Annotated in this window: 19 protein-coding genes; 11 read left to right on the top strand and 8 right to left on the bottom strand. The window is 62.8% G+C overall.

Annotated features, from left to right (window positions below; genetic code table 11):
* On the top strand, positions 1 to 531 hold the full coding sequence (locus SJY18_RS00890) for a DUF1003 domain-containing protein (RefSeq protein ID WP_337338243.1): 531 nt from the start codon (positions 1 to 3) through the stop codon (positions 529 to 531).
* Positions 531 to 1691, top strand: coding sequence for an Mrp/NBP35 family ATP-binding protein (locus SJY18_RS00885; protein ID WP_337338244.1), 1161 nt, complete (start codon positions 531 to 533; stop codon positions 1689 to 1691). The genes SJY18_RS00890 and SJY18_RS00885 overlap by 1 nt, the downstream gene beginning before the upstream one ends.
* Before the next feature lies 1 nt (position 1692).
* Here SJY18_RS00885 and SJY18_RS00880 read toward each other — a convergent pair whose 3' ends face one another.
* Entirely contained in the window at positions 1693 to 2094 is a 402-nt protein-coding gene (locus tag SJY18_RS00880; RefSeq protein WP_337338245.1) for a Sec-independent protein translocase TatB, read from the bottom strand.
* A gap of 70 nt (positions 2095 to 2164) precedes the next feature.
* Here SJY18_RS00880 and SJY18_RS00875 point away from each other — a divergent pair, with 70 nt between their 5' ends.
* A complete protein-coding gene (locus SJY18_RS00875) occupies positions 2165 to 2800 on the top strand; it encodes an O-methyltransferase (RefSeq protein WP_396668090.1) in 636 nt (211 codons plus the stop codon).
* 66 nt (positions 2801 to 2866) lie between these two features.
* Here SJY18_RS00875 and SJY18_RS00870 read toward each other — a convergent pair whose 3' ends face one another.
* From SJY18_RS00870 to dapE, 3 genes are all read right to left on the bottom strand, one after another.
* Positions 2867 to 3040: a DUF3117 domain-containing protein gene (locus SJY18_RS00870; protein WP_276179034.1), complete on the bottom strand. Its 174-nt coding sequence runs from the start codon at positions 3038 to 3040 to the stop codon at positions 2867 to 2869.
* 82 nt (positions 3041 to 3122) lie between these two features.
* On the bottom strand, positions 3123 to 4349 hold the full coding sequence (locus SJY18_RS00865; protein WP_396668089.1) for a hypothetical protein: 1227 nt from the start codon (positions 4347 to 4349) through the stop codon (positions 3123 to 3125).
* Entirely contained in the window at positions 4331 to 5407 is a 1077-nt protein-coding gene (gene dapE, locus SJY18_RS00860) for a succinyl-diaminopimelate desuccinylase (RefSeq protein ID WP_337338248.1), read from the bottom strand. Before dapE ends, SJY18_RS00865 begins: the two co-directional genes overlap by 19 nt.
* Positions 5408 to 5452: 45 nt before the next feature.
* Between dapE and dapD the strand changes: the two genes are divergently transcribed.
* Both dapD and ppk2 read left to right on the top strand, forming a co-directional pair.
* Positions 5453 to 6403 (top strand): 2,3,4,5-tetrahydropyridine-2,6-dicarboxylate N-succinyltransferase, encoded by a 951-nt coding sequence (gene dapD / locus SJY18_RS00855; protein ID WP_396668088.1) that lies wholly within the window; start codon positions 5453 to 5455, stop codon positions 6401 to 6403.
* A gap of 52 nt (positions 6404 to 6455) precedes the next feature.
* Positions 6456 to 7274, top strand: a complete 819-nt coding sequence (gene ppk2, locus SJY18_RS00850) for a polyphosphate kinase 2 (RefSeq protein ID WP_337338249.1) — start codon at positions 6456 to 6458, stop codon at positions 7272 to 7274.
* A gap of 20 nt (positions 7275 to 7294) precedes the next feature.
* Here ppk2 and SJY18_RS00845 read toward each other — a convergent pair whose 3' ends face one another.
* The 4 genes from SJY18_RS00845 to SJY18_RS00830 all read right to left on the bottom strand — a co-directional run bounded on the left by SJY18_RS00845 (position 7295) and on the right by SJY18_RS00830 (position 10628).
* The gene (locus SJY18_RS00845; RefSeq protein WP_337338250.1) at positions 7295 to 8596 is read right to left on the bottom strand and encodes a citrate synthase; all 1302 of its coding nucleotides are present in this window, start codon (positions 8594 to 8596) and stop codon (positions 7295 to 7297) included.
* Positions 8597 to 8783: 187 nt separating this feature from the next.
* Positions 8784 to 9896 carry a succinyldiaminopimelate transaminase gene (gene dapC, locus SJY18_RS00840; RefSeq protein WP_396668087.1) on the bottom strand — a complete coding sequence of 371 codons (1113 nt, stop codon included), beginning with the start codon at positions 9894 to 9896 and terminating at the stop codon, positions 8784 to 8786.
* A 27-nt stretch (positions 9897 to 9923) separates the two neighbouring features.
* On the bottom strand, positions 9924 to 10247 hold the full coding sequence (gene fdxA, locus SJY18_RS00835) for a ferredoxin (RefSeq protein ID WP_337338252.1): 324 nt from the start codon (positions 10245 to 10247) through the stop codon (positions 9924 to 9926).
* 9 nt (positions 10248 to 10256) lie between these two features.
* Positions 10257 to 10628, bottom strand: coding sequence for a DUF6113 family protein (locus tag SJY18_RS00830; protein ID WP_337338253.1), 372 nt, complete (start codon positions 10626 to 10628; stop codon positions 10257 to 10259).
* Between the two features lie 179 nt (positions 10629 to 10807).
* Between SJY18_RS00830 and SJY18_RS00825 the strand changes: the two genes are divergently transcribed.
* The 6 genes from SJY18_RS00825 to SJY18_RS00800 are packed head-to-tail and all read left to right on the top strand — an operon-like array spanning position 10808 to position 17868.
* Positions 10808 to 11593 carry an ABC transporter ATP-binding protein gene (locus SJY18_RS00825; protein WP_337338254.1) on the top strand — a complete coding sequence of 262 codons (786 nt, stop codon included), beginning with the start codon at positions 10808 to 10810 and terminating at the stop codon, positions 11591 to 11593.
* The gene (locus SJY18_RS00820; protein WP_396668086.1) at positions 11581 to 12432 is read left to right on the top strand and encodes an ABC transporter ATP-binding protein; all 852 of its coding nucleotides are present in this window, start codon (positions 11581 to 11583) and stop codon (positions 12430 to 12432) included. Before SJY18_RS00825 ends, SJY18_RS00820 begins: the two co-directional genes overlap by 13 nt.
* Positions 12429 to 14327 (top strand): AMP-dependent synthetase/ligase, encoded by a 1899-nt coding sequence (locus SJY18_RS00815; RefSeq protein WP_396668085.1) that lies wholly within the window; start codon positions 12429 to 12431, stop codon positions 14325 to 14327. The genes SJY18_RS00820 and SJY18_RS00815 overlap by 4 nt, the downstream gene beginning before the upstream one ends.
* The gene (locus SJY18_RS00810) at positions 14324 to 15262 is read left to right on the top strand and encodes a branched-chain amino acid ABC transporter permease (RefSeq protein WP_396668084.1); all 939 of its coding nucleotides are present in this window, start codon (positions 14324 to 14326) and stop codon (positions 15260 to 15262) included. The genes SJY18_RS00815 and SJY18_RS00810 overlap by 4 nt, the downstream gene beginning before the upstream one ends.
* A complete protein-coding gene (locus SJY18_RS00805) occupies positions 15259 to 16470 on the top strand; it encodes a branched-chain amino acid ABC transporter permease (RefSeq protein WP_396668083.1) in 1212 nt (403 codons plus the stop codon). Before SJY18_RS00810 ends, SJY18_RS00805 begins: the two co-directional genes overlap by 4 nt.
* A 54-nt stretch (positions 16471 to 16524) precedes the next feature.
* Positions 16525 to 17868, top strand: a complete 1344-nt coding sequence (locus tag SJY18_RS00800; RefSeq protein ID WP_396668082.1) for an ABC transporter substrate-binding protein — start codon at positions 16525 to 16527, stop codon at positions 17866 to 17868.
* Positions 17869 to 17883: the final 15 nt, after the last annotated feature.

The following is a 17883-nucleotide window of genomic DNA, read 5'->3' as shown; positions in this document are numbered from 1 at the left end:
ATGGCCCGTTCGAACCGCGTTCCCGCACTCGACGCTCCCCGAGGCCGCTCGGGCGTTCTCCAACGAGCCCCGCACCCCTCGCGCGACCGTTTCGGACGGTTCACTGAATGGATCGCTCGCGCAATGGGCACCCCCGCCTTCCTGATGAGTCTCACCCTGTTCTGCGTGGCGTGGCTGGCGTGGAACACGCTCATGCCGGTCGAGCTTCGATTCGATTCAGCAGCGAACGGGTTCACCGCTCTCACACTCGTGCTTTCGCTGCAGGCGTCGTACGCGGCGCCGCTGATCCTGCTTGCCCAGAACCGGCAAGACGACCGCGACCGCGTGCAGATCGAACAGGATCGCCAGCGTGCCGAACGCAACCTCGCCGACACCGAATATCTCGCTCGCGAAGTCGTCGCATTGCGCATGACCGTGGCCGATCTGTCGAACGAGCTCCTCACAAAAGATGTCTTGCGGGCCGAACTGCGCAGTCTGGTAGAGAAGGTTGGGTCTGGTTCCGAGCACGAAGAAGATCGCGGTCAGAACTGATGGATGCCACACACCCACGTGCAGCAGCCGTGCGCTCCGCGGTCGGGGCAGTCACAGATCCCGAACTTCGCATGCCCATCGGCGATCTCAATATGGTGCGGGAGATCACCGTCGACGGACCGCACGCCGACGTGAGCATTGTGTTGACCATCGTTGGCTGCCCAGCGGCAGAGCGCATCTCGGCTGAAGTGCGCGCCGCCGCTGCATCCGTTCCCGGAATCGCGTCAGTGTCGCTTGAGGTTGGCGTCATGACCCCCGCCGAACGCAAAGCGCTGACCGAACAGCTCAAGGGCGGACGCGCGACGCGTGAGATGCCGTTCACCGCTGACTCTTTGACACGAGTGATCGCCGTGACGAGCGGCAAAGGCGGCGTCGGCAAATCCACCATGACCGCGAACCTTGCCGTCGCCCTCGCACAGCGAGGGCTCGCGGTAGGTCTCATCGACGCGGACGTCCACGGGTTTTCCATCCCCTCGCTCATGGGGCTGACCGATTCTACGGGCAGAGCCGCACAGCCCACGCGAATCGACGACCTCATGCTTCCTCCTGTCGCGCACGGGGTGAAGGTGATTTCGATCGGAATGTTTCTGCGCAAAGGCGGCGACGAGTCCCCGCTTGGCGCCATCGCTTGGCGGGGGCCGATGCTGCACCGCACGATTCAGCAGTTTCTCACCGATGTGTTCTTCGGCGATCTCGACATTTTGCTCATCGACATGCCACCGGGGACGGGTGATATCGCGATCTCAGTGGGCCAGATTCTTCCGCACGCCGAAGTGCTCGTCGTGACGACGCCGCAGTCTGCGGCATCTGACGTTGCGGTGCGCAGCGGATTGCTGGCACGACAGACCGGGCAGCAAGTGACCGGCGTCATAGAGAACATGTCAGCCATGGTGCTTGCCGATGGAACCATCGTCGATGTGTTCGGCTCCGGCGGCGGGCTGGCCGTCGCCGATGCCTTGGGCCAGGATGACCAGCAGGTGCCCCTGTTGGCATCGGTGCCGCTCAGTCCGACGCTTCGCGCCGACGCCGACGCGAGCGCACCGACAGTGCTCGCGCACCCCGACGATCCCGCCGCCGAGGCAATCGGCGATATCGCCGATGCGCTCGCCCATTCGCGCCGGGGGCTGTCGGGCAGATCGCTGCCTATGCGCGTGCGCTGAGCTACGTGGCTTCGTTGTCGAACGGCGGCGGTACCTCATCGCCAGCGGCGAACGGCGACTTGGAGGGCGGAGTCGGCACGGGAGCACTCGCGTTCGCCGCGGCCGCCCCCATCGACGCTCGAACGGGTTTGGTCGGAGTGACCGGAGCATCGTCGAGTAGCGCTTCGCGAATGATGCGTCGCGGGTCGTACTGTCGCGGGTCCAGCGTGCGCCAGTCGACCTCGTCGAACTCCTCGCCCATCTCCTCCTTCACGCGAGTTCGCGCGGTAGAGGTCCACTCTTTTGCCTTCTTGACGAAGCGTGCGAGGGCTTCGGCATAGCCAGGTAGTCGCTCAGGGCCGACAAGGAGCGCTGCGATCACTCCGATCAGCAGCAACTTCTCAATGGTGATACCCGAGAACATGAGTCAAGGTTACGCCGTGGCGAGCCGTGTGCGGCACCATACGCGCGTAGGCTGGCGGCGGAGGATTCCTATGGGAGAACACAGTGCGAATCACAGATTCGCCAGCGAAGTGACGAGCGAACCCGATCACATCACTCGCGCTCGAGCGCACGCGCTTGAGATCGGCGCGGCTCCTATCAGCGCGACAGTAGGAGCGCAGTGTGCGGTGCTGGCCGCAGCTTCACGCGCACTCAATATCGTCGAGATCGGCACGGGCGCCGGCGTATCGGGTCTCTGGTTGCTGCACGGCGCTCCACGCGCCACGTTGACCACGATCGACAAAGAGCCCGAACACCTCGGAGTCGCGCGTCAATCGTTCGCTGAGGCGAAAATTCCAGCCGCGCGCGCGCGATTCATCACCGGAAGAGCATCTGAAGTGCTCCCGCGCATGAACGAAGCGTCATACGACATCGTGCTGGTCGATGCAGATCCTGAGGGTGTCATCGACTACGTCGAGCATGGGCTTCGGTTGGTGAGGGCGGGCGGAACCGTCTTGATTCCGCGTGTGCTGGCGAATGGTGGAGTGTCCGACCCCGTGCGCCGCGACGCCGTCACGACAGCATTTCGCACTCTCATCCAAGAGACGCAGGCTTCGCCCGCCGTCATCGGCGCACTCTCGATTGTGGGCGAGGGGCTGCTGCAGCTCACGACGGTGCCTACCGAATAGCGCGTCCCCCAGCAACGAAGAACGGCCGGTCAACTGACCGGCCGTTCTTGAATTTGCAGCTGCGACCTATGCGGGGGTGACCACGCCACCCAAGACGTCGTAGAGCTCCTTGGCTTCCGCGTCGTTTACCGAAACAACGAGACGTCCGCCGCCTTCAAGCGGAACACGCACAATGATGAGGCGCCCTTCCTTGACGGCCTCCATTGGTCCGTCTCCGGTTCTCGGCTTCATGGCTGCCATAGTGGCTCCCTTTCGTCGGTGATCTATGTGGTAGTTTACCGTGCCTGGGAACTGCCTCTGACCGCACTGAGAGGGCTGTTTGCTACGGGATCTGCCACACCGTGTTGCCTAGTCCAAACATGTTGTAGATCCACCACCACTGGCCGATCAGGCACGCGGCGAGAACGCTCAGTCGCCACGGTGTGGAACGCGGCGCCGCGAAGGCTCCCCACATCGGTGAGAGCGGAACCAGCAAACGAAAAATGCTCGACTGCGGAAAGAAGACCAGAAGTAGATACACCAAGTAGCTCGCGCTCCAGAGCCGGAGCTCGACACCCAGTTTCTTGACCGCAGGAACGACTAGCAACGCCGCAGCAATTGCCGCTACCCCGAGGCCCAGAACGACATAGCCAACCTCGGCGCTCAGCCCCCACATCGCACCGAACCAGAACGACGTGGCTGCCAGAAAACCGTCAAACGGTGCGAACGCCGCATCGCCGGCAATCCAATTGCGACGCCAGGCAAGCTCTGTCGACAGGTAGGCTCCAGCATCCCCCGTGACGATGCCCGCAATCACTTGCCATGAGAACCCGACGACCACCGCCCAGAAGCCGAGGGCCACGATATGGACGATCTCGATTGCTCCGAGCTGCTCTCGCTCGCGCTGAAACCAGCGCCAGATGCCGAATAGAGCAAGAAACAGCGCGAAGGCAAGGACGCCGGGCCTGGTATATCCCATAAGCGGAATGAGCAGATACAGCCACCCGAAGCGTCGGCGCACGATGCACAGCAAAGCCAGGAACAGCCAGAGCAAGAACAGCGACTCGGCATAGCCGATCTGGAACAGGCCCGCCAGTGGGCCGCATGCGAAAAACACCACCGACCACATGGCCGCAGACTCGGCGAGCTTCTCTCGCATCAGCAAATACAGCACATACGACGCGGCAAAGCCTGCGGCGATCGACACGAGGAACGCACCGACCGCCCACTGGCCGAACGGAAACGACACCAACTTCGCCAGATACGGAAATATCGGCATGAAAGCCCACTGATTCTCTGCGATCGCCCCACTGTCAGTCATGGGAAGATCTGCGGGATATCCCGTCTCCGCCACGATCCAGTACCAGCGTGAGTCCCAGGCCAGCACCAGATCGGTGATGCTCGGGTCGACGCCGAACCGAGATTCAGCCCCTGACAGCTGAGCGGCAAGCAGGAAGAACACTGCGGTGACCACCCGCGCAGCAAAGTAGACGATTGCGACACGCGCCACGACGGGTAGCTGTCGCCAGCGTTGCCGAGCGCCAGCGGCGTTCAGCGCTGAGTCAGCCATGCCCGAAGGCCGCGCTCAACCGATTCGATCTGGGCGACGGAAACACGCTCCTCATCGTGGTGCGCCAGATGAGGATCACCGGGGCCGTAATTCACAGCGGGAACACCCATTGCGCTGAATCGTGCAACATCGGTCCAACCGTATTTCGGCCTGGGTTCAGATCCCACGGCGGCCACGAAGTCCTGCGCCAGGGGTGCATCAAGACCCGGTCGAGCGCCCTCGGCGAGGTCGGTGACCTCGACCTCGAACCCCTCGAACACTGAGCGTACGTGCGCCTCGGCCTCGGCGCCGTTGAGATGGGGTGCGAACCGATAATTCACTTCGACCTCGCAGACGTCGGGAATGACGTTGCCGGCGATACCGCCGCTGATACGCACCGCGTTCAAGCCTTCGCGGTAGTCGAGACCGTCGACATTCACTTCGGCCGCGCGATAGTGGGTGAGGCGTTGCAGCACCGCGCTTGCGCCGTGGATGGCGTTCTCGCCAATCCAAGAGCGTGCGCTGTGCGAGCGCACTCCCTTCGTGCGCACGATCGCACGAAGGTTGCCGTTGCAGCCGCCCTCGACGCCAGCGAGTGACGGCTCCCCCAGGATTGCGAAATCAGCGGCAAAGAGGTCAGGACGGGTGCGGGCAAGGCGGGTCAACCCGTTCAGATCAGCATCCACTTCTTCGTGGTCGTACCAAAGCCAGGTGACGTCTACACGCGGGTCGGTGAGTTCGACCGCAAGCTTGAGCTGCACGGCCAGCCCTGACTTCATATCAACGGTGCCGCGCCCCCAGATGAAGGGTTCGCCCTCGATCTCGATATCCCGGGTCGGCAGGTTGTCGTTGATCGGCACCGTGTCGATGTGCCCCGCGATTGCGACGCGTTGCGCGCGGCCAAGCTCGGTGCGAGCGACGATCGTGTCGCCATCGCGATAGACCTGCAGGTGCGGTTGCGCGAGCATCACTTCGTAGATCGCGTCGGCAAGTGCCGTCTCGTCATCTGAAACGCTCGGGATATCGCAGATTGCGCGTGTGATGTCAGGCGACGAGGCAGCAAGGTCAAGCGTAGGCATGTGCCGAGTCTATCGACGCCCCGTCATCGCGATAGCGTTGTGATCATGACTGAACGATGGGTATGGGGCACTGGACTGGCAACAACCGCAGAGGACGGAACGGTTCTCGACACGTGGTTTCCGTCGCCGGCACTTGGGCGAGTCCCCTCGAGTGATACCACCGACGCCGCGCACGATTTGAAAGCTCTTTCGGGCGTCGATGCTCGCCGCGCAGTGACGATTAGCGTTGTCACGATAGAGATCGACCTCGACGCCGCACCGGCCTCGACCTCAGACGCATATCTGCGCCTGCACGCGCTGTCGCACCGTTTGGCCCAGCCGAACACGCTGAACCTCGATGGCATCTTCGCCCACCTCGCGAACGTCGCGTGGACCAACGCCGGACCAATGCACCCTGACGCGCTGACCGCACAACGGCCGCACCTGCTGCGAGCAGGAATTCAGGTGCAGAGCCTCGACAAGTTTCCCCGGTTGCTCGACTACGTCGTGCCCCCCGGCGTGCGCATCGCCGACGCGTCTCGCGCACGACTCGGCGCCTATCTGTCACCGGGCACGACCGTGATGCACGCAGGATTCGTCAACTTCAACGCTGGCACTCTCGGCCAGAGCATGGTCGAAGGCCGAATCTCGCAGGGTGTCGTCGTCGGCGACGGCAGCGACATCGGCGGCGGAGCCTCGATCATGGGAACCCTCTCGGGCGGCGGCGCACACAAGGTCTCGATCGGCGCACGCACGCTTCTCGGCGCAAACGCTGGCGTCGGGATTTCGCTGGGCGATGATTGCGTCGTCGAAGCAGGTCTGTACGTCACCGCGGGAACAAAGATTCTGCTCGCCGACCAGCCTTCACTCCCCGACGGCAACAAGCCTGCGGTCAAGGGCGCAGAACTCTCAGGACGCAACGGCCTGTTGTTCCGACGCAACTCACTCAGCGGCGCCGTTGAAGCGGTGCAGCGCGCTGGCGTCGGCGTCACGTTGAACGAGGCCCTGCACGCCTGAGGCCCCCTGCGCACCTCTGCGGCTAAGGTCGAGGAAAAGTCAGGGAGATCACATGGGCAAGCGACTGTCGAAGAAGCTGTACAAGCGCGAACTGAAGAACTTGCAAGCGAGCTTGGTCGAGATGCAAGCCTGGGTGCAAGCCACCGGCGCGCGGATTGTCGTGTTGTTCGAGGGACGGGATGCTGCTGGCAAAGGCTCGACCATCAGCAGGGTGTCGCAGTACCTGAACCCTCGGGTTGCACGCGTCGTCGCCCTGCCCACACCTACCGAGCGCGAGAAGACGCAGTGGTACTTCCAACGCTATGTCGCCCACTTGCCGGCAGCCGGCGAGATCGTGCTGATGGACCGCTCTTGGTACAACCGAGCCGGCGTCGAGCACGTCATGGGCTATTGCACCAACGATGAATATCATCGCTTTCTTCACCAGGTGCCCATCTTTGAGCGGCTGCTCGTCGAAGAGGGCATTCTGGTGCTCAAGTACTGGTTCAGCGTCTCGGATGTCGAACAGGAGAACCGCTTCAAGTCACGCAATGACGACCCGATGCGCCGCTGGAAACTGAGCCCCAACGACGTTCTATCGATCACAAAGTGGGAAGACTATTCGCGAGCGAAAGACACGCTCTTCGTGCACAGCGACATTCCTGAGGCGCGCTGGTTCGAGGTCGACAACGAAGACAAGCGGCGTGGGCGAATCAATATGATCGCCCATCTGCTCTCACAGGTGCCGTACCACCGAATCGAAAAAGAACCGATCGACATCCCGCCGCGGCCCGCTTCGGGCGGCTACGAAAGGCCGCCCCGCGAGCCGGACACGCTCGTTCCTGACCATGCTGAAGAACTTGAAGCCGCAGCACACGCCGAGAAGAAGTAGCGTATCTCGCTACCCGGGTCTCAGCTGACGCCCGGGTAGTTTCGCTCGCCCGCGCCCACATAGAGCTGCTGCGGACGGCCGATCTTCGCCTGCGGGTCTTGGGATGCTTCGCGCCAGTGCGCGAGCCAGCCGGGAAGACGCCCGATCGCGAAAAGCACCGTGAACATGCGCGTGGGGAAGCCCATCGCCTTGTAGATCACGCCGGTGTAGAAGTCGACGTTCGGGTACAAACGACGCTCACGGAAGTAGTCGTCGTTCAGTGCTATCTCTTCGAGCTCTTTCGCGAGGTCGAGCAGGGGATCGCTGACGCCGAGCGCCTGCAGAACTTCGTCGGCAGATTCCTTCACCAGCTTGGCGCGCGGGTCGTAATTCTTGTAGACACGGTGCCCGAAGCCCATGAGCTTCACACCGTCCTCTTTGTTCTTGACCCGCTCCACGAAGCGCTGAACGCCTTCGCCCGAATCGCGGATGCGGCCCAGCATCTCGAGAACAGCTTCGTTGGCTCCGCCGTGAAGGGGCCCGTAGAGCGCGTTGATGCCGGCGGAGATCGATGAGAACTGGTTAGCTCCGGTAGAGCCGACCAGCCGCACCGTCGAGGTCGACGCATTCTGCTCATGGTCTTCGTGCAGAATGAGCAAGCGCTCCAACGCGCGAGACATCACAGGGTCTACCTCGTAGGGCTCTGACATGACACCGAAGTTGAGCTTCAAGAAGTTGTCAACGAAGCCGAGATTGTTGTCTGGGTAGAGGAACGCCTGCCCAATGCTCTTCTTGTGCGCGTATGCCGCAATGACAGGAAGCTTGGCGAGCATGCGAATGGTGTTCAATTCGACAAACTCAGGGTTATTGGGATCGGTCTCGCTCTCGTAGTACGTCGAGAGCGCAGAGACTGCCGATGAGAGCACCGACATCGGGTGCGCCGTGTGCGGCAGCGCCGAGAAGATTCGCTTGAGGTCTTCGTGTACGAGCGTGTGGCGCCGAATCCGCTCGTCGAACTCACCGAGCTGATCAGCGGTGGGAAGCTCGCCGTAGATCAGCAACCACGCGACTTCAAGGTAGGTGCTGTTCGTCGCGATCTGATCGATCGGGTAGCCACGATAGCGAAGGACGCCTTGATCGCCGTCGATGTAGGTGACCGCAGAACGCGTGGCCGCGGTATTCACGAACCCGTAGTCGAGCGCGGTGTAGCCCGTTTGCCTCGTGAAGGTTGACACGTCGACGCTGGGAGCGCCATCGGTGCCGTGCAATAGGGGGAATTTTGCAGTCTTGTCACCGATGGTGAGGGTGGCTTGTTCCTGCTGGGTGCCCGCTACTTCGCTCACGGCGCCTCCTCGCGATTTCTGGTCGGACCGGGGGTGTCGGCCGGATTCAGCATCACCACGGAATGGAGATGAGCTGCTCCGGCACGGAAGCTAGGTCGTACCGAGCCGCCGCCGTCTACAGCCTACTGGTCGCGTGAGACTACTGCCGACACGGCCAAAGGCTGACGGCATCTGGTAGAGGATTCCTCTAGAGTCGCGCGTTGCGCAACCGCGCCGCACCCGCGGCGATTCGCTCGTCGCTGGCGGTGAGCGACAGCCGAATGTGCTCTGGAAAGTGCTCTCCGTAGAAATAGCCAGGACCCGCAAGGATTCCCAGCTCGGCGAGGCGCGCCATGCTCTCCCAGGCGTCGCGACCCTCGGTCGCCCACAGGTAAAGGCCCGCTTCGCTCGAGTCGATGCGGAACCCCGCGCGTTCCACCGCTGGCTTCAATAGCTCGCGCCGCGTGCGATAGAGGCTCTTTTGGTGAACGACATGCGCATCGTCGCCCAGCGCAGCCACCATCGCTGCTTGAACGGGCGCGGGCAGCATTAGCCCGAGGTGCTTGCGCGCGGTGGTCAATCGAGCGACGAGATCTGAATCACCAGCCAAGAATGCTGCTCGATAGCCAGCCAAGTTTGATTGCTTGCTCAGCGAGTAGACCGCGAGCATCCCCGCAAGTTGGCCGCCGGTAGCGCCAGGGTCTAGCACCGAGGGAATCGGCGTCGCATCCCACGGCTCATCCCAACCGAGCTCGGCGTAGCACTCGTCTGACGCCAGCACGGCGCCCAGCTCGCGGGCTCGTTCAACCGCGACTCGAAGTTCTTCCACCGTGAGCACACCACCATTGGGATTGCCCGGTGAGTTGACCCAGATCAGCCGCGCGCCTTCTGGCCATTGTGCGGGGTCGTCGGCGGCCACGGGGGTTGCGCCGACGAGCCTCGCGCCGACTTCGTAGGTGGGGTATGCGGCGCGCGGATGAACGACGACGTCGCCGGGGCCGAGCCCCAGCAACAGCGGCAAGAGTGCAACAAGCTCTTTAGAGCCAACCGTGGGGAGCACATTCTCGGCACTCAGGCCGTGCACTCCGCGCCGCCGGGCGAACCACGCCGCGATCGCCTCACGCAATGCGGGCGTGCCAACCGTCTGCGGATAGGCATGCGCGTCCGTCGCTCGCGACAAGGCGGCCGCTACGACCTCCGGGGTCGCGTCGACGGGCGATCCGATCGAGAGATCCACGATTCCGTCAGCATGCTCGCGGGCGCGAGCGGCGTACGGTGCAACGGCATCCCAAGGGTAATCGGCGAGGTCGGCGACACCCATCTCAGCGCACTCGCGGGGTAACTGCAGTCACGACTCGTCTTGCGGCGGGAGGGCTTCGATCACGGGGTGATCCTTATGAATCACACCGACCTTGGCAGCGCCGCCGGGCGAGCCCACGTCATCGAAGAACTCGACATTGGCCTTGTAGTAGTCCTGCCATTCGTCGGGCAGATCATCTTCGTAGTAGATCGCCTCAACCGGGCACACCGGCTCACACGCGCCACAGTCCACGCACTCATCGGGGTGGATGTAGAGAGATCTGTCGCCTTCGTAGATGCAGTCCACCGGGCATTCGTCGATGCAGGCGCGGTCTTTTACATCGACACAGGGAAGAGCGATCACATACGTCACGGCTACAGTCTACGACTCTCTCGTCGCACGGACTCGCTCCGGCCACGCAATGACGACGGCAACAAGCAACGGCACGGTTATCGTCCAGACCACGCCCGCCGAGGTCTCGGGCACGATCACCGATCCACCGGGACCCGTTCCCGAGAAGATGAGGGTGGCGAGCATCATTCCCAGGCCGGTGCTCAGAGCAGCCCAGCGATCCATCGTGAGCAGACGGACTGCCGCAAGAAATGCCGCGCAGCCGATAATCGCCAGCACGAGGCCAAGCGGAAACCAGCCGAGAAAATACGTGTGCGCGATCGTGCCAGCGAGGCCATAAACGGCGCCCACGACAAACGCGATGAGCCAGGTACCGAGTCGTGCCAGGCGGAGGGAGCGCATGTATCGACTCTACTTGCCCGCACCCTGCTGACCTGACGAAAAAGCGCACGCAAAAGGTGGAATCAAGTCTCACACGATTTGAGCCTTCGTTTCATTACGGATAGATAACCGACCGCGCGGTTTGTTTCTTTTCCTGTTAGGTTCACACCAATCGCAGCGGCGCGAGCCGAGGGGAAGCTATGACGCTTGGCGTACACAACATCGAAGTTGTCTATGAGGACGTGATGCTCGTCGTCAAAGGCGCGAGCATGAAGGTGCCTCGAGACGGCATCGTCGCATTGCTCGGTGCCAATGGCGCTGGCAAGACATCGCTCCTGCGCGCGATGACAGGGCTACTCGACGTGCATCGTGGCCGCATCACTCGCGGCCATGTCTCGATCGACGAAACGCCTCTCGACACGCGGCGCGCCCCCAACGTCGTGAAGGCTGGCGTCAGCCAGGTGATGGAGGGGCGACGCGTCTTCGTAGAGTTCACGGTGGAAGAGAACCTTCGCGTTGGTGCATACACGCGAAGCCGCACCGACATCGCCGCGAAGCTTGACCGGATTTATGGCATGTTTCCGATTCTCGGGAAACGCCGTAGCCAACGTGCCGGCTATCTGTCAGGCGGCGAGCAGCAGATGCTTGCGATCGGACGAGCGCTGATGGCTGAGCCTTCGTACATACTGCTCGACGAGCCGAGCCTCGGCCTTGCGCCCCAGATCGTCGAACAGATCCGCGACCTGATCGTCGGCATCCGCGATTCAGGCACGGGCGTGCTGCTGGTCGAGCAAAACGCTGCAATGGCGTTGTCGATCGCTGACCACGGGTATGTCATGGAGAACGGGAAGATTGTGATGGATGCCCCCGCGCAGGCGCTGCGCGACGACGACGACATTCGCGAGTTCTATTTGGGCACCGGTGCGGCGGGCGCAAGTCTGCGAGATGTCAAACACTACAAGCGGCGGAAGCGGTGGCTCTCGTGAGCCTGCTCGAGGTATCTGAGCTCACTCTTCGCTTCGGCGGCGCGACCACTCTCGATGCCGTTTCCTTCGACGTGAACGAAGGCGAGCTCTTCGCCATCATCGGTCCCAACGGGGCGGGCAAGACCTCGACCTTCAACTGCATCTCTGGCGTCTATCGGCCGCAGGGCGGTGCGATCACCCTGAACGGCGACAGCTTGCTCGGGCTCGCACCCGACGTGATCGCGGGGCGCGGGATCGCGCGCAGCTTTCAGAACGTCGAGCTGTTCGACAATCTGTCGGTGCTCGACAACCTCATGCTCGGTCGCCATCAAGCATCGAGCTACGGCTGGCTCGAGGGGATGATCTGGCTCGGGCGTTCGCGCAGTCAAGAACTGGCCACGCGCCGGCGCATCGAAGACCTCATCGACTTTCTCGATCTCGCGAGTGTGCGCCATCTGCCGGTCGGCATATTGCCATACGGAATCCGCAAGCGAGTAGAGCTCGGGCGCGCCCTGGCAATGGAGCCGAAGCTGCTCTTGCTGGATGAGCCCGTCGCCGGTATGAACTCGGAAGAGACCGAAGACATGGCACGGTTCATTCTCGACATCCGCAGCGAGTTGGGCACCTCGATGATCATGGTCGAGCACGACATGCGCCTCGTGATGGATCTCGCAGACCGTGTGATGGTCATCGATTTCGGTCGCCGTATCGCTCTCGGCACGCCGAAGGCTGTGCAGAAGAATCCCGCCGTCATTGCCGCCTACCTTGGCGGGGCATCGGAAGATCTGGCCGAGAACGTCATCGACACCGGGGCGGTCAACCCGGAAGCAGACAGCCCCTCGCGACAGCGAGCACCATGAGCATGGTCGCCGAAACCTCTTCTGCGGAGCCGCGGGTCACCTACCTTCCGCGCCTATTGACCGAGGCTGCCAGCACGATCCCACACCACACCGCTCTGCGCGTGAAGAGGGCTGGTATCTGGCAGGACATCACATGGTCTGACTACCGCGATGCCGTCGAGAGCATCGCGTTCGGACTCGCCGACCTCGGTGTCGGCGAAGGAGACCGCGTCGCGATTCAGTCTGAGAACCGTCCCGAATGGCTATTCGCTGATGTGGCGGCAGCAGCCCTTCGCGCGGTGATTGTCGGTTTCTATCCCACCAACCCAGTTGCCGAAGTCACTTACCTTCTGCAAGACAGCGGTGCGCGCGTGCTAGTGGCAGAGGATCAAGAGCAAGTCGACAAGGCTCTCGCTGCCGAAGCGGAGTGCCCGAGCTTGGAGTGGATCGTCTACCTCGACGGGCGCGGACTCGCCACCTATGAACACCCGAAACTGCTCTCAATCGACGCCCTGATCGCCCGTGGCGACTCCAGGCGCGCGGCCCAACCGCAACTGCTCAAAGAAGCTGATGCACTGCGCACACCCGACGACATCGCGACGCTCATCTACACCTCGGGAACCACCGGCCCACCCAAAGGTGCAATGTTGACAGCACGCAACATATCGTTCGCGAGCTACGTCTTCACCCTCGACGGCGGCTTGCTGGGCAAACAGATCGGGCCAGACGACACGCTGCTGTCGTACCTGCCGCTCTCGCACGTCGTGGAGCGGGGCATCTCGGTGTGGGCGAATCTGCGTGCACACACGGTGGTGCATTTCGCGGAGTCCATCGACACGGTCACCGCAGACCTTGCCGAAGTGCAGCCGACTGTGCTGTTTGCCGTGCCGCGCATCTGGGAGAAGATCCAGTCGGCCGTCGCGATTCGCATGGCCAACGCCAGCCGTGCAAAACGCGCGGTCTACTCGATCGGCGCCCGGTGGAGCCAAACGATCGCCAATGATCGCATGGCCAACTCAGGCGCCTTCACCTGGCGCGCGCGCGTGCGCTACGCCGTCGGCTACTGGCCGCTCTATCGGCCGCTGCGCAAACGACTCGGGCTGCTGCGTGTTCGACACGCGATCTCGGGCGCTGCCCCGATCGCTCCCGACGTGCTCAGCTTTTTCCTCGGTCTCGGCGTTCCTCTCTTCGAGGCCTACGGCATGACCGAGAACGCTGCCGTCGCCACCTCGAACTTCGCGGGTCGCATGCGCGTGGGCACCGTCGGTGAAGCCCAACCGCATACGGAGGTGCGGCTAGATGAGCAGACGGGCGAGATTCTCACCCGTCACCCTGGCACCTTCGCCGGATACTGGGGACGGCCCGATGCGACCGCCGAAACCATCGATGTGGATGGCTGGTTGCACACCGGTGACGTGGGCGAATGGGTCGACGGCACGCACTTGCGCGTCGTTGATCGCATCAAAGACATCATCATCACCGCTGGGGGAAAGAACATTGCCCCCAGCGAAATAGAGAACGCCCTCAAGTCTTCGCCGTATATCAAAGAAGCGGTCGTCATTGGCGATCGCAGGCCGTATCTGGCCGCGCTGATCGGCATCGAGTACGACTCCGTCGCCGACTGGGCCTCACGGCGCCGACTGGAGTTCACCACCTATCGCGATCTGTCGAGCAAGCCCGAAGTGGTCGAGCTCATAGCCGGAGTGATACGCGAAGCGAACAAGAAGCTCGCCCGTGTGGAAGCAGTGCGCAAGTTTCGGATGCTGACCAAAGAACTCGACCACGAAGACGGCGAACTCACCGCCACGCAGAAGCTCAAACGTCAAGCCTTTGCGAAGACCGTCCCCCACTTGGTCGACGACATGTACGCAGATTCCAGTGCTTACCCCGGCGGCGACCTAGGGAGAAACGGATGAATACGCTGCTCTCCTCGTTGGCTACCGGCCTCGGACAGGGCGCTGTCTACGCGCTCATCGCGGTCAGTTTCGTGATTATCTACCGCGCCACAGGCGTGTTGAACTTCGCACAACCCGCGCTTCTCATCCTCGGCACCTTCGCCACGAGCGTGTTCGCAACACAGATGGGCGTGCCGTTCTTCGTGGCCGTACCGATCGCGATGCTGGTGGTCGCTGCGCTCTCGGCTGGAATCGAGCGCGTCGCAATCCGTCCGATGGTCGGTCGCCCCGCGTTCTCTGCGGCCATCGTGACCGTGGGCCTGTTCATCGTGCTGTTGGTCGTTGCCTTCCGGCTTTTCGATTCGAAGCCGCGCACCGTCGGTGACCCGTGGCAACTCAGTTCGGTATGCATTGGGGGCGAGACAACCGAGTCGTTCGGGGTCACCGGGTGCACCGGAGGCGTGCAGATCTACGAGAACGCCATCGCTCGCTTCGTGATCTCGTTGGTCGTCATCGGGGTGCTCGGATGGTGGCTCACCCGTTCCCGCATCGGGTTGGCGATGCGTGCAACCTCGCTCGACCAAGAGACGGCGCTCGCACAGGGCATTTCGGTGGGGCGCATGTTCTCGATCTCGTGGGCGATCGGAGGCGGATTGGCCGCTCTCGCGGGCGCGCTGCTTGCCGCCAACGGATCAGTCGTGCAGGCCACCGACGCTCTGTTCGCCCTCGTTGCCTTGCCCGCAATCATCTTGGGCGGCATCGACTCGTTGAAGGGAGCGGTCGTTGGTGGCCTCATCGTTGGGCTCGCCATGGCGTTGACCAAGACCTACCAGCCGATGTTCGCCCCCTGGCTCGGCACCAACTTCGACAATGTGGTGCCGTACCTGATCATGATCGTGGTGCTGCTCGTCAGACCGTACGGCATCTACGGCACGAAGGAGGTGCAGCGAGTATGACCTTCCACGACTCACTCGCCGCGGCGTCGCATCGCCTCACCGGCTCCTCCACCCGTCTCGACTTCGAAAGCTCGCGCGGCAAAGTAGCTCCGCGGGTGCGCCGCGGGCGGCCGACGCTTTACACGAGCTACGCCGCCGACCAAGGCCTGCTCAATACGCCGGCCAAGCGATTCTGGACTGCGGTGCTCCTCGTGATCGCCCTGGCAGCACCGTTCATGATCGCGGCCGATCTGATCTACCTGCTCACGCTCGCGGTCGTCTACGCCATCGGCGGCATCGGTTTGAACCTGCTGACCGGGTATGCCGGACAGGTATCACTGGGACACGCGTTCTTCTTGGGAGTGGGCGCCTATACGGCTGCGGTGTTGGGCGGCGCCCCTGGAACGACAACGTGGGGACTTCAGCTCGACCTTGCGATCGTGTTGCCCGCAGCCGCGATCGTCACGGGCCTGATCGGTGCAGTGGTGGCGCCGCTCGCTACGCGAGTGCGTGGCCTTTACCTCGCGGTGCTCACCCTCGGACTGCTGATTCTGGGCGAGCACCTTTTCAAGATCATGACGTCGGTGACGGGTGGCCAAGGCGTCGGTCGGGGCGTTGCCGAGCGCCAGCTCTTCGGCGTCGATCTCGATGCCACCTACGCCCTCGGGCCGTTGCTGCTGACTCCGGCGGTTTCGCTGTACCTGCTTGCGCTCGTACTGCTGATCGTGCTGGGGGTTGCGGCACGCAACCTCATGCGCGGGAGATATGGACGGGCGTTCGCGGCGGTGCGCGATCGCGATATCGCTGCCGAGATCATGGGAGTGAACCTGCTTCGCACCAAGACGCTCGCGTTCACGCTCTCATCCGCGTACGCCGGTGTGTCCGGTGCCCTGTTCTCGATCCTGGTGGGACGCATTGCCCCAGAGCAATGGAATCTCTTCTTGTCGATCGATTTTCTCGCGGTGGTCGTGATCGGGGGGATCGCGACCATCTCGGGCACGATAATCGGCGCGGCTTTTGTCGTGCTCGTCCCCCGCCTGCTTGAAGAACTGACCTCGATCATCCGTTGGATCACCGTCTCGGGGGGCGGCGTGGTCAACGTGTTCCAGCTGCAGACCATCGTGTTTGGTGTGCTCATCATCTTGTTCATCACTCTGGAACCGCGTGGTCTGTTCGGCCTTTGGATTCGGGTGCGCAACTACTTCAAGGCTTGGCCGTTCTCGTATTAGCGAGTTTCTTGCTAGTCACAACCGAATACCGATCACAACACAAAGGAGCACAGCATGACCAAGCGTCAAAGAAGCCGCGCGGCGCTCGCCCTCGTCGCGGCGGGCGTTCTCACTCTCTCTGCCTGCACACAGGTGACACCCGACGATGGATCAAGTGGTGACGCAGACAGCGTCTCAGATGGAACCATCACTACGGGGGCGGGAATCACCGAAGAGGCGTGCCCAGACGGCGTGAACGCCGACAATGGCTGCATCTATCTGGGCGTCCTCTCCGACCTCACCGAGGGCCCTTTCGCAGCCCTCGCCGTGCCGATCACCGACGCGCAGCGCGCATTCTGGGCGCAGGTCAACGCGGACGGCGGTATCGGCGGCTACGACATCGACATCGACACCTATACGCGCGATACGAAGTACCAGGCTGCGGAGCATGCGGCGCAGTACCAGCAGATTGCTGACGGCGTACTGGGCATCGCACAGTCACTCGGCACCGTGAACACCGAGGCGGTGCTGCCAGATATGGTCGAGCGCAGCCTCGTCACCGTGCCCACGTCGTGGTGGTCGGGCTACGCCTTCGAAGAGAACGACAGCGGCATCATTCTCGAGACCGGCTACTCGTACTGCACTGAAGCGCTGGTGGGACTGGACTGGTTCGCCGAAGAGAACGGCTCGCCTGCCACCGTGCAGGCGGTTGGGTACCCCGGCGACTACGGCGGCGACTCAGCTGAGGGCGTCAACCGGTGGGCTGAAGTGAACGGCGCAACAGCGCTCGACCCGATCGGCACCGGACCGAACCAGGTTGTCGGCAACCAAGACGCCGTAGTGGCTGCGGTGCTCGACGGTGGCGCCGATGTCGTTGTGTTGGCTGTCGGCCCAGCCGAAACTGCCGAGATTGTCGGCAAGCTCGCTGCCAGTGGCTTCTCAGGTCGCTTCCTCGGCGCGCTCCCGACGTGGAATCCTGCGTTGCTCGAATCGGCTGCGGCTCCCGCGCTCGAAGCGCTCTACAACCATCTCACCCCCTATGAGAACTGGGATGGTTCGAGTGCATCGATCGAGGCCGCAAAGGCATCACTGAATGGCGAGCTGCCGGCGAACGGTGGATACATCATCGGCTGGGGAATCGGCTACCCGATGAAGGCAGCTCTCGAAACAGCCGCCGACGCTGGCGATCTCACCCCCGAGGGACTCGCTTCGGTGATCGACGGCCTCACCGTCGACTTCGATGGCCTCATGCAGCCCCACACGTACGGTGGCGACCCACAGTCGAACGCGAATCAGGCGGTGAACGTTGGCGTGCCCGACCCTGATGTCGAACTTGGACTTCGCACGGTTGCGAGCTTCTATGAGGGAACCTCCTTCGACGAGACGGACTACTCGGCCGCGTGCGTCGCATCTAGTTGAGCCATGACAACGGGG

The organism is Microbacterium sp. R86528 (assembly GCF_044596335.1).
In the GTDB taxonomy this organism is placed as follows: domain Bacteria; phylum Actinomycetota; class Actinomycetes; order Actinomycetales; family Microbacteriaceae; genus Microbacterium; species Microbacterium marmarense.
This window is presented reverse-complemented; position numbering and strand designations above follow the sequence as displayed.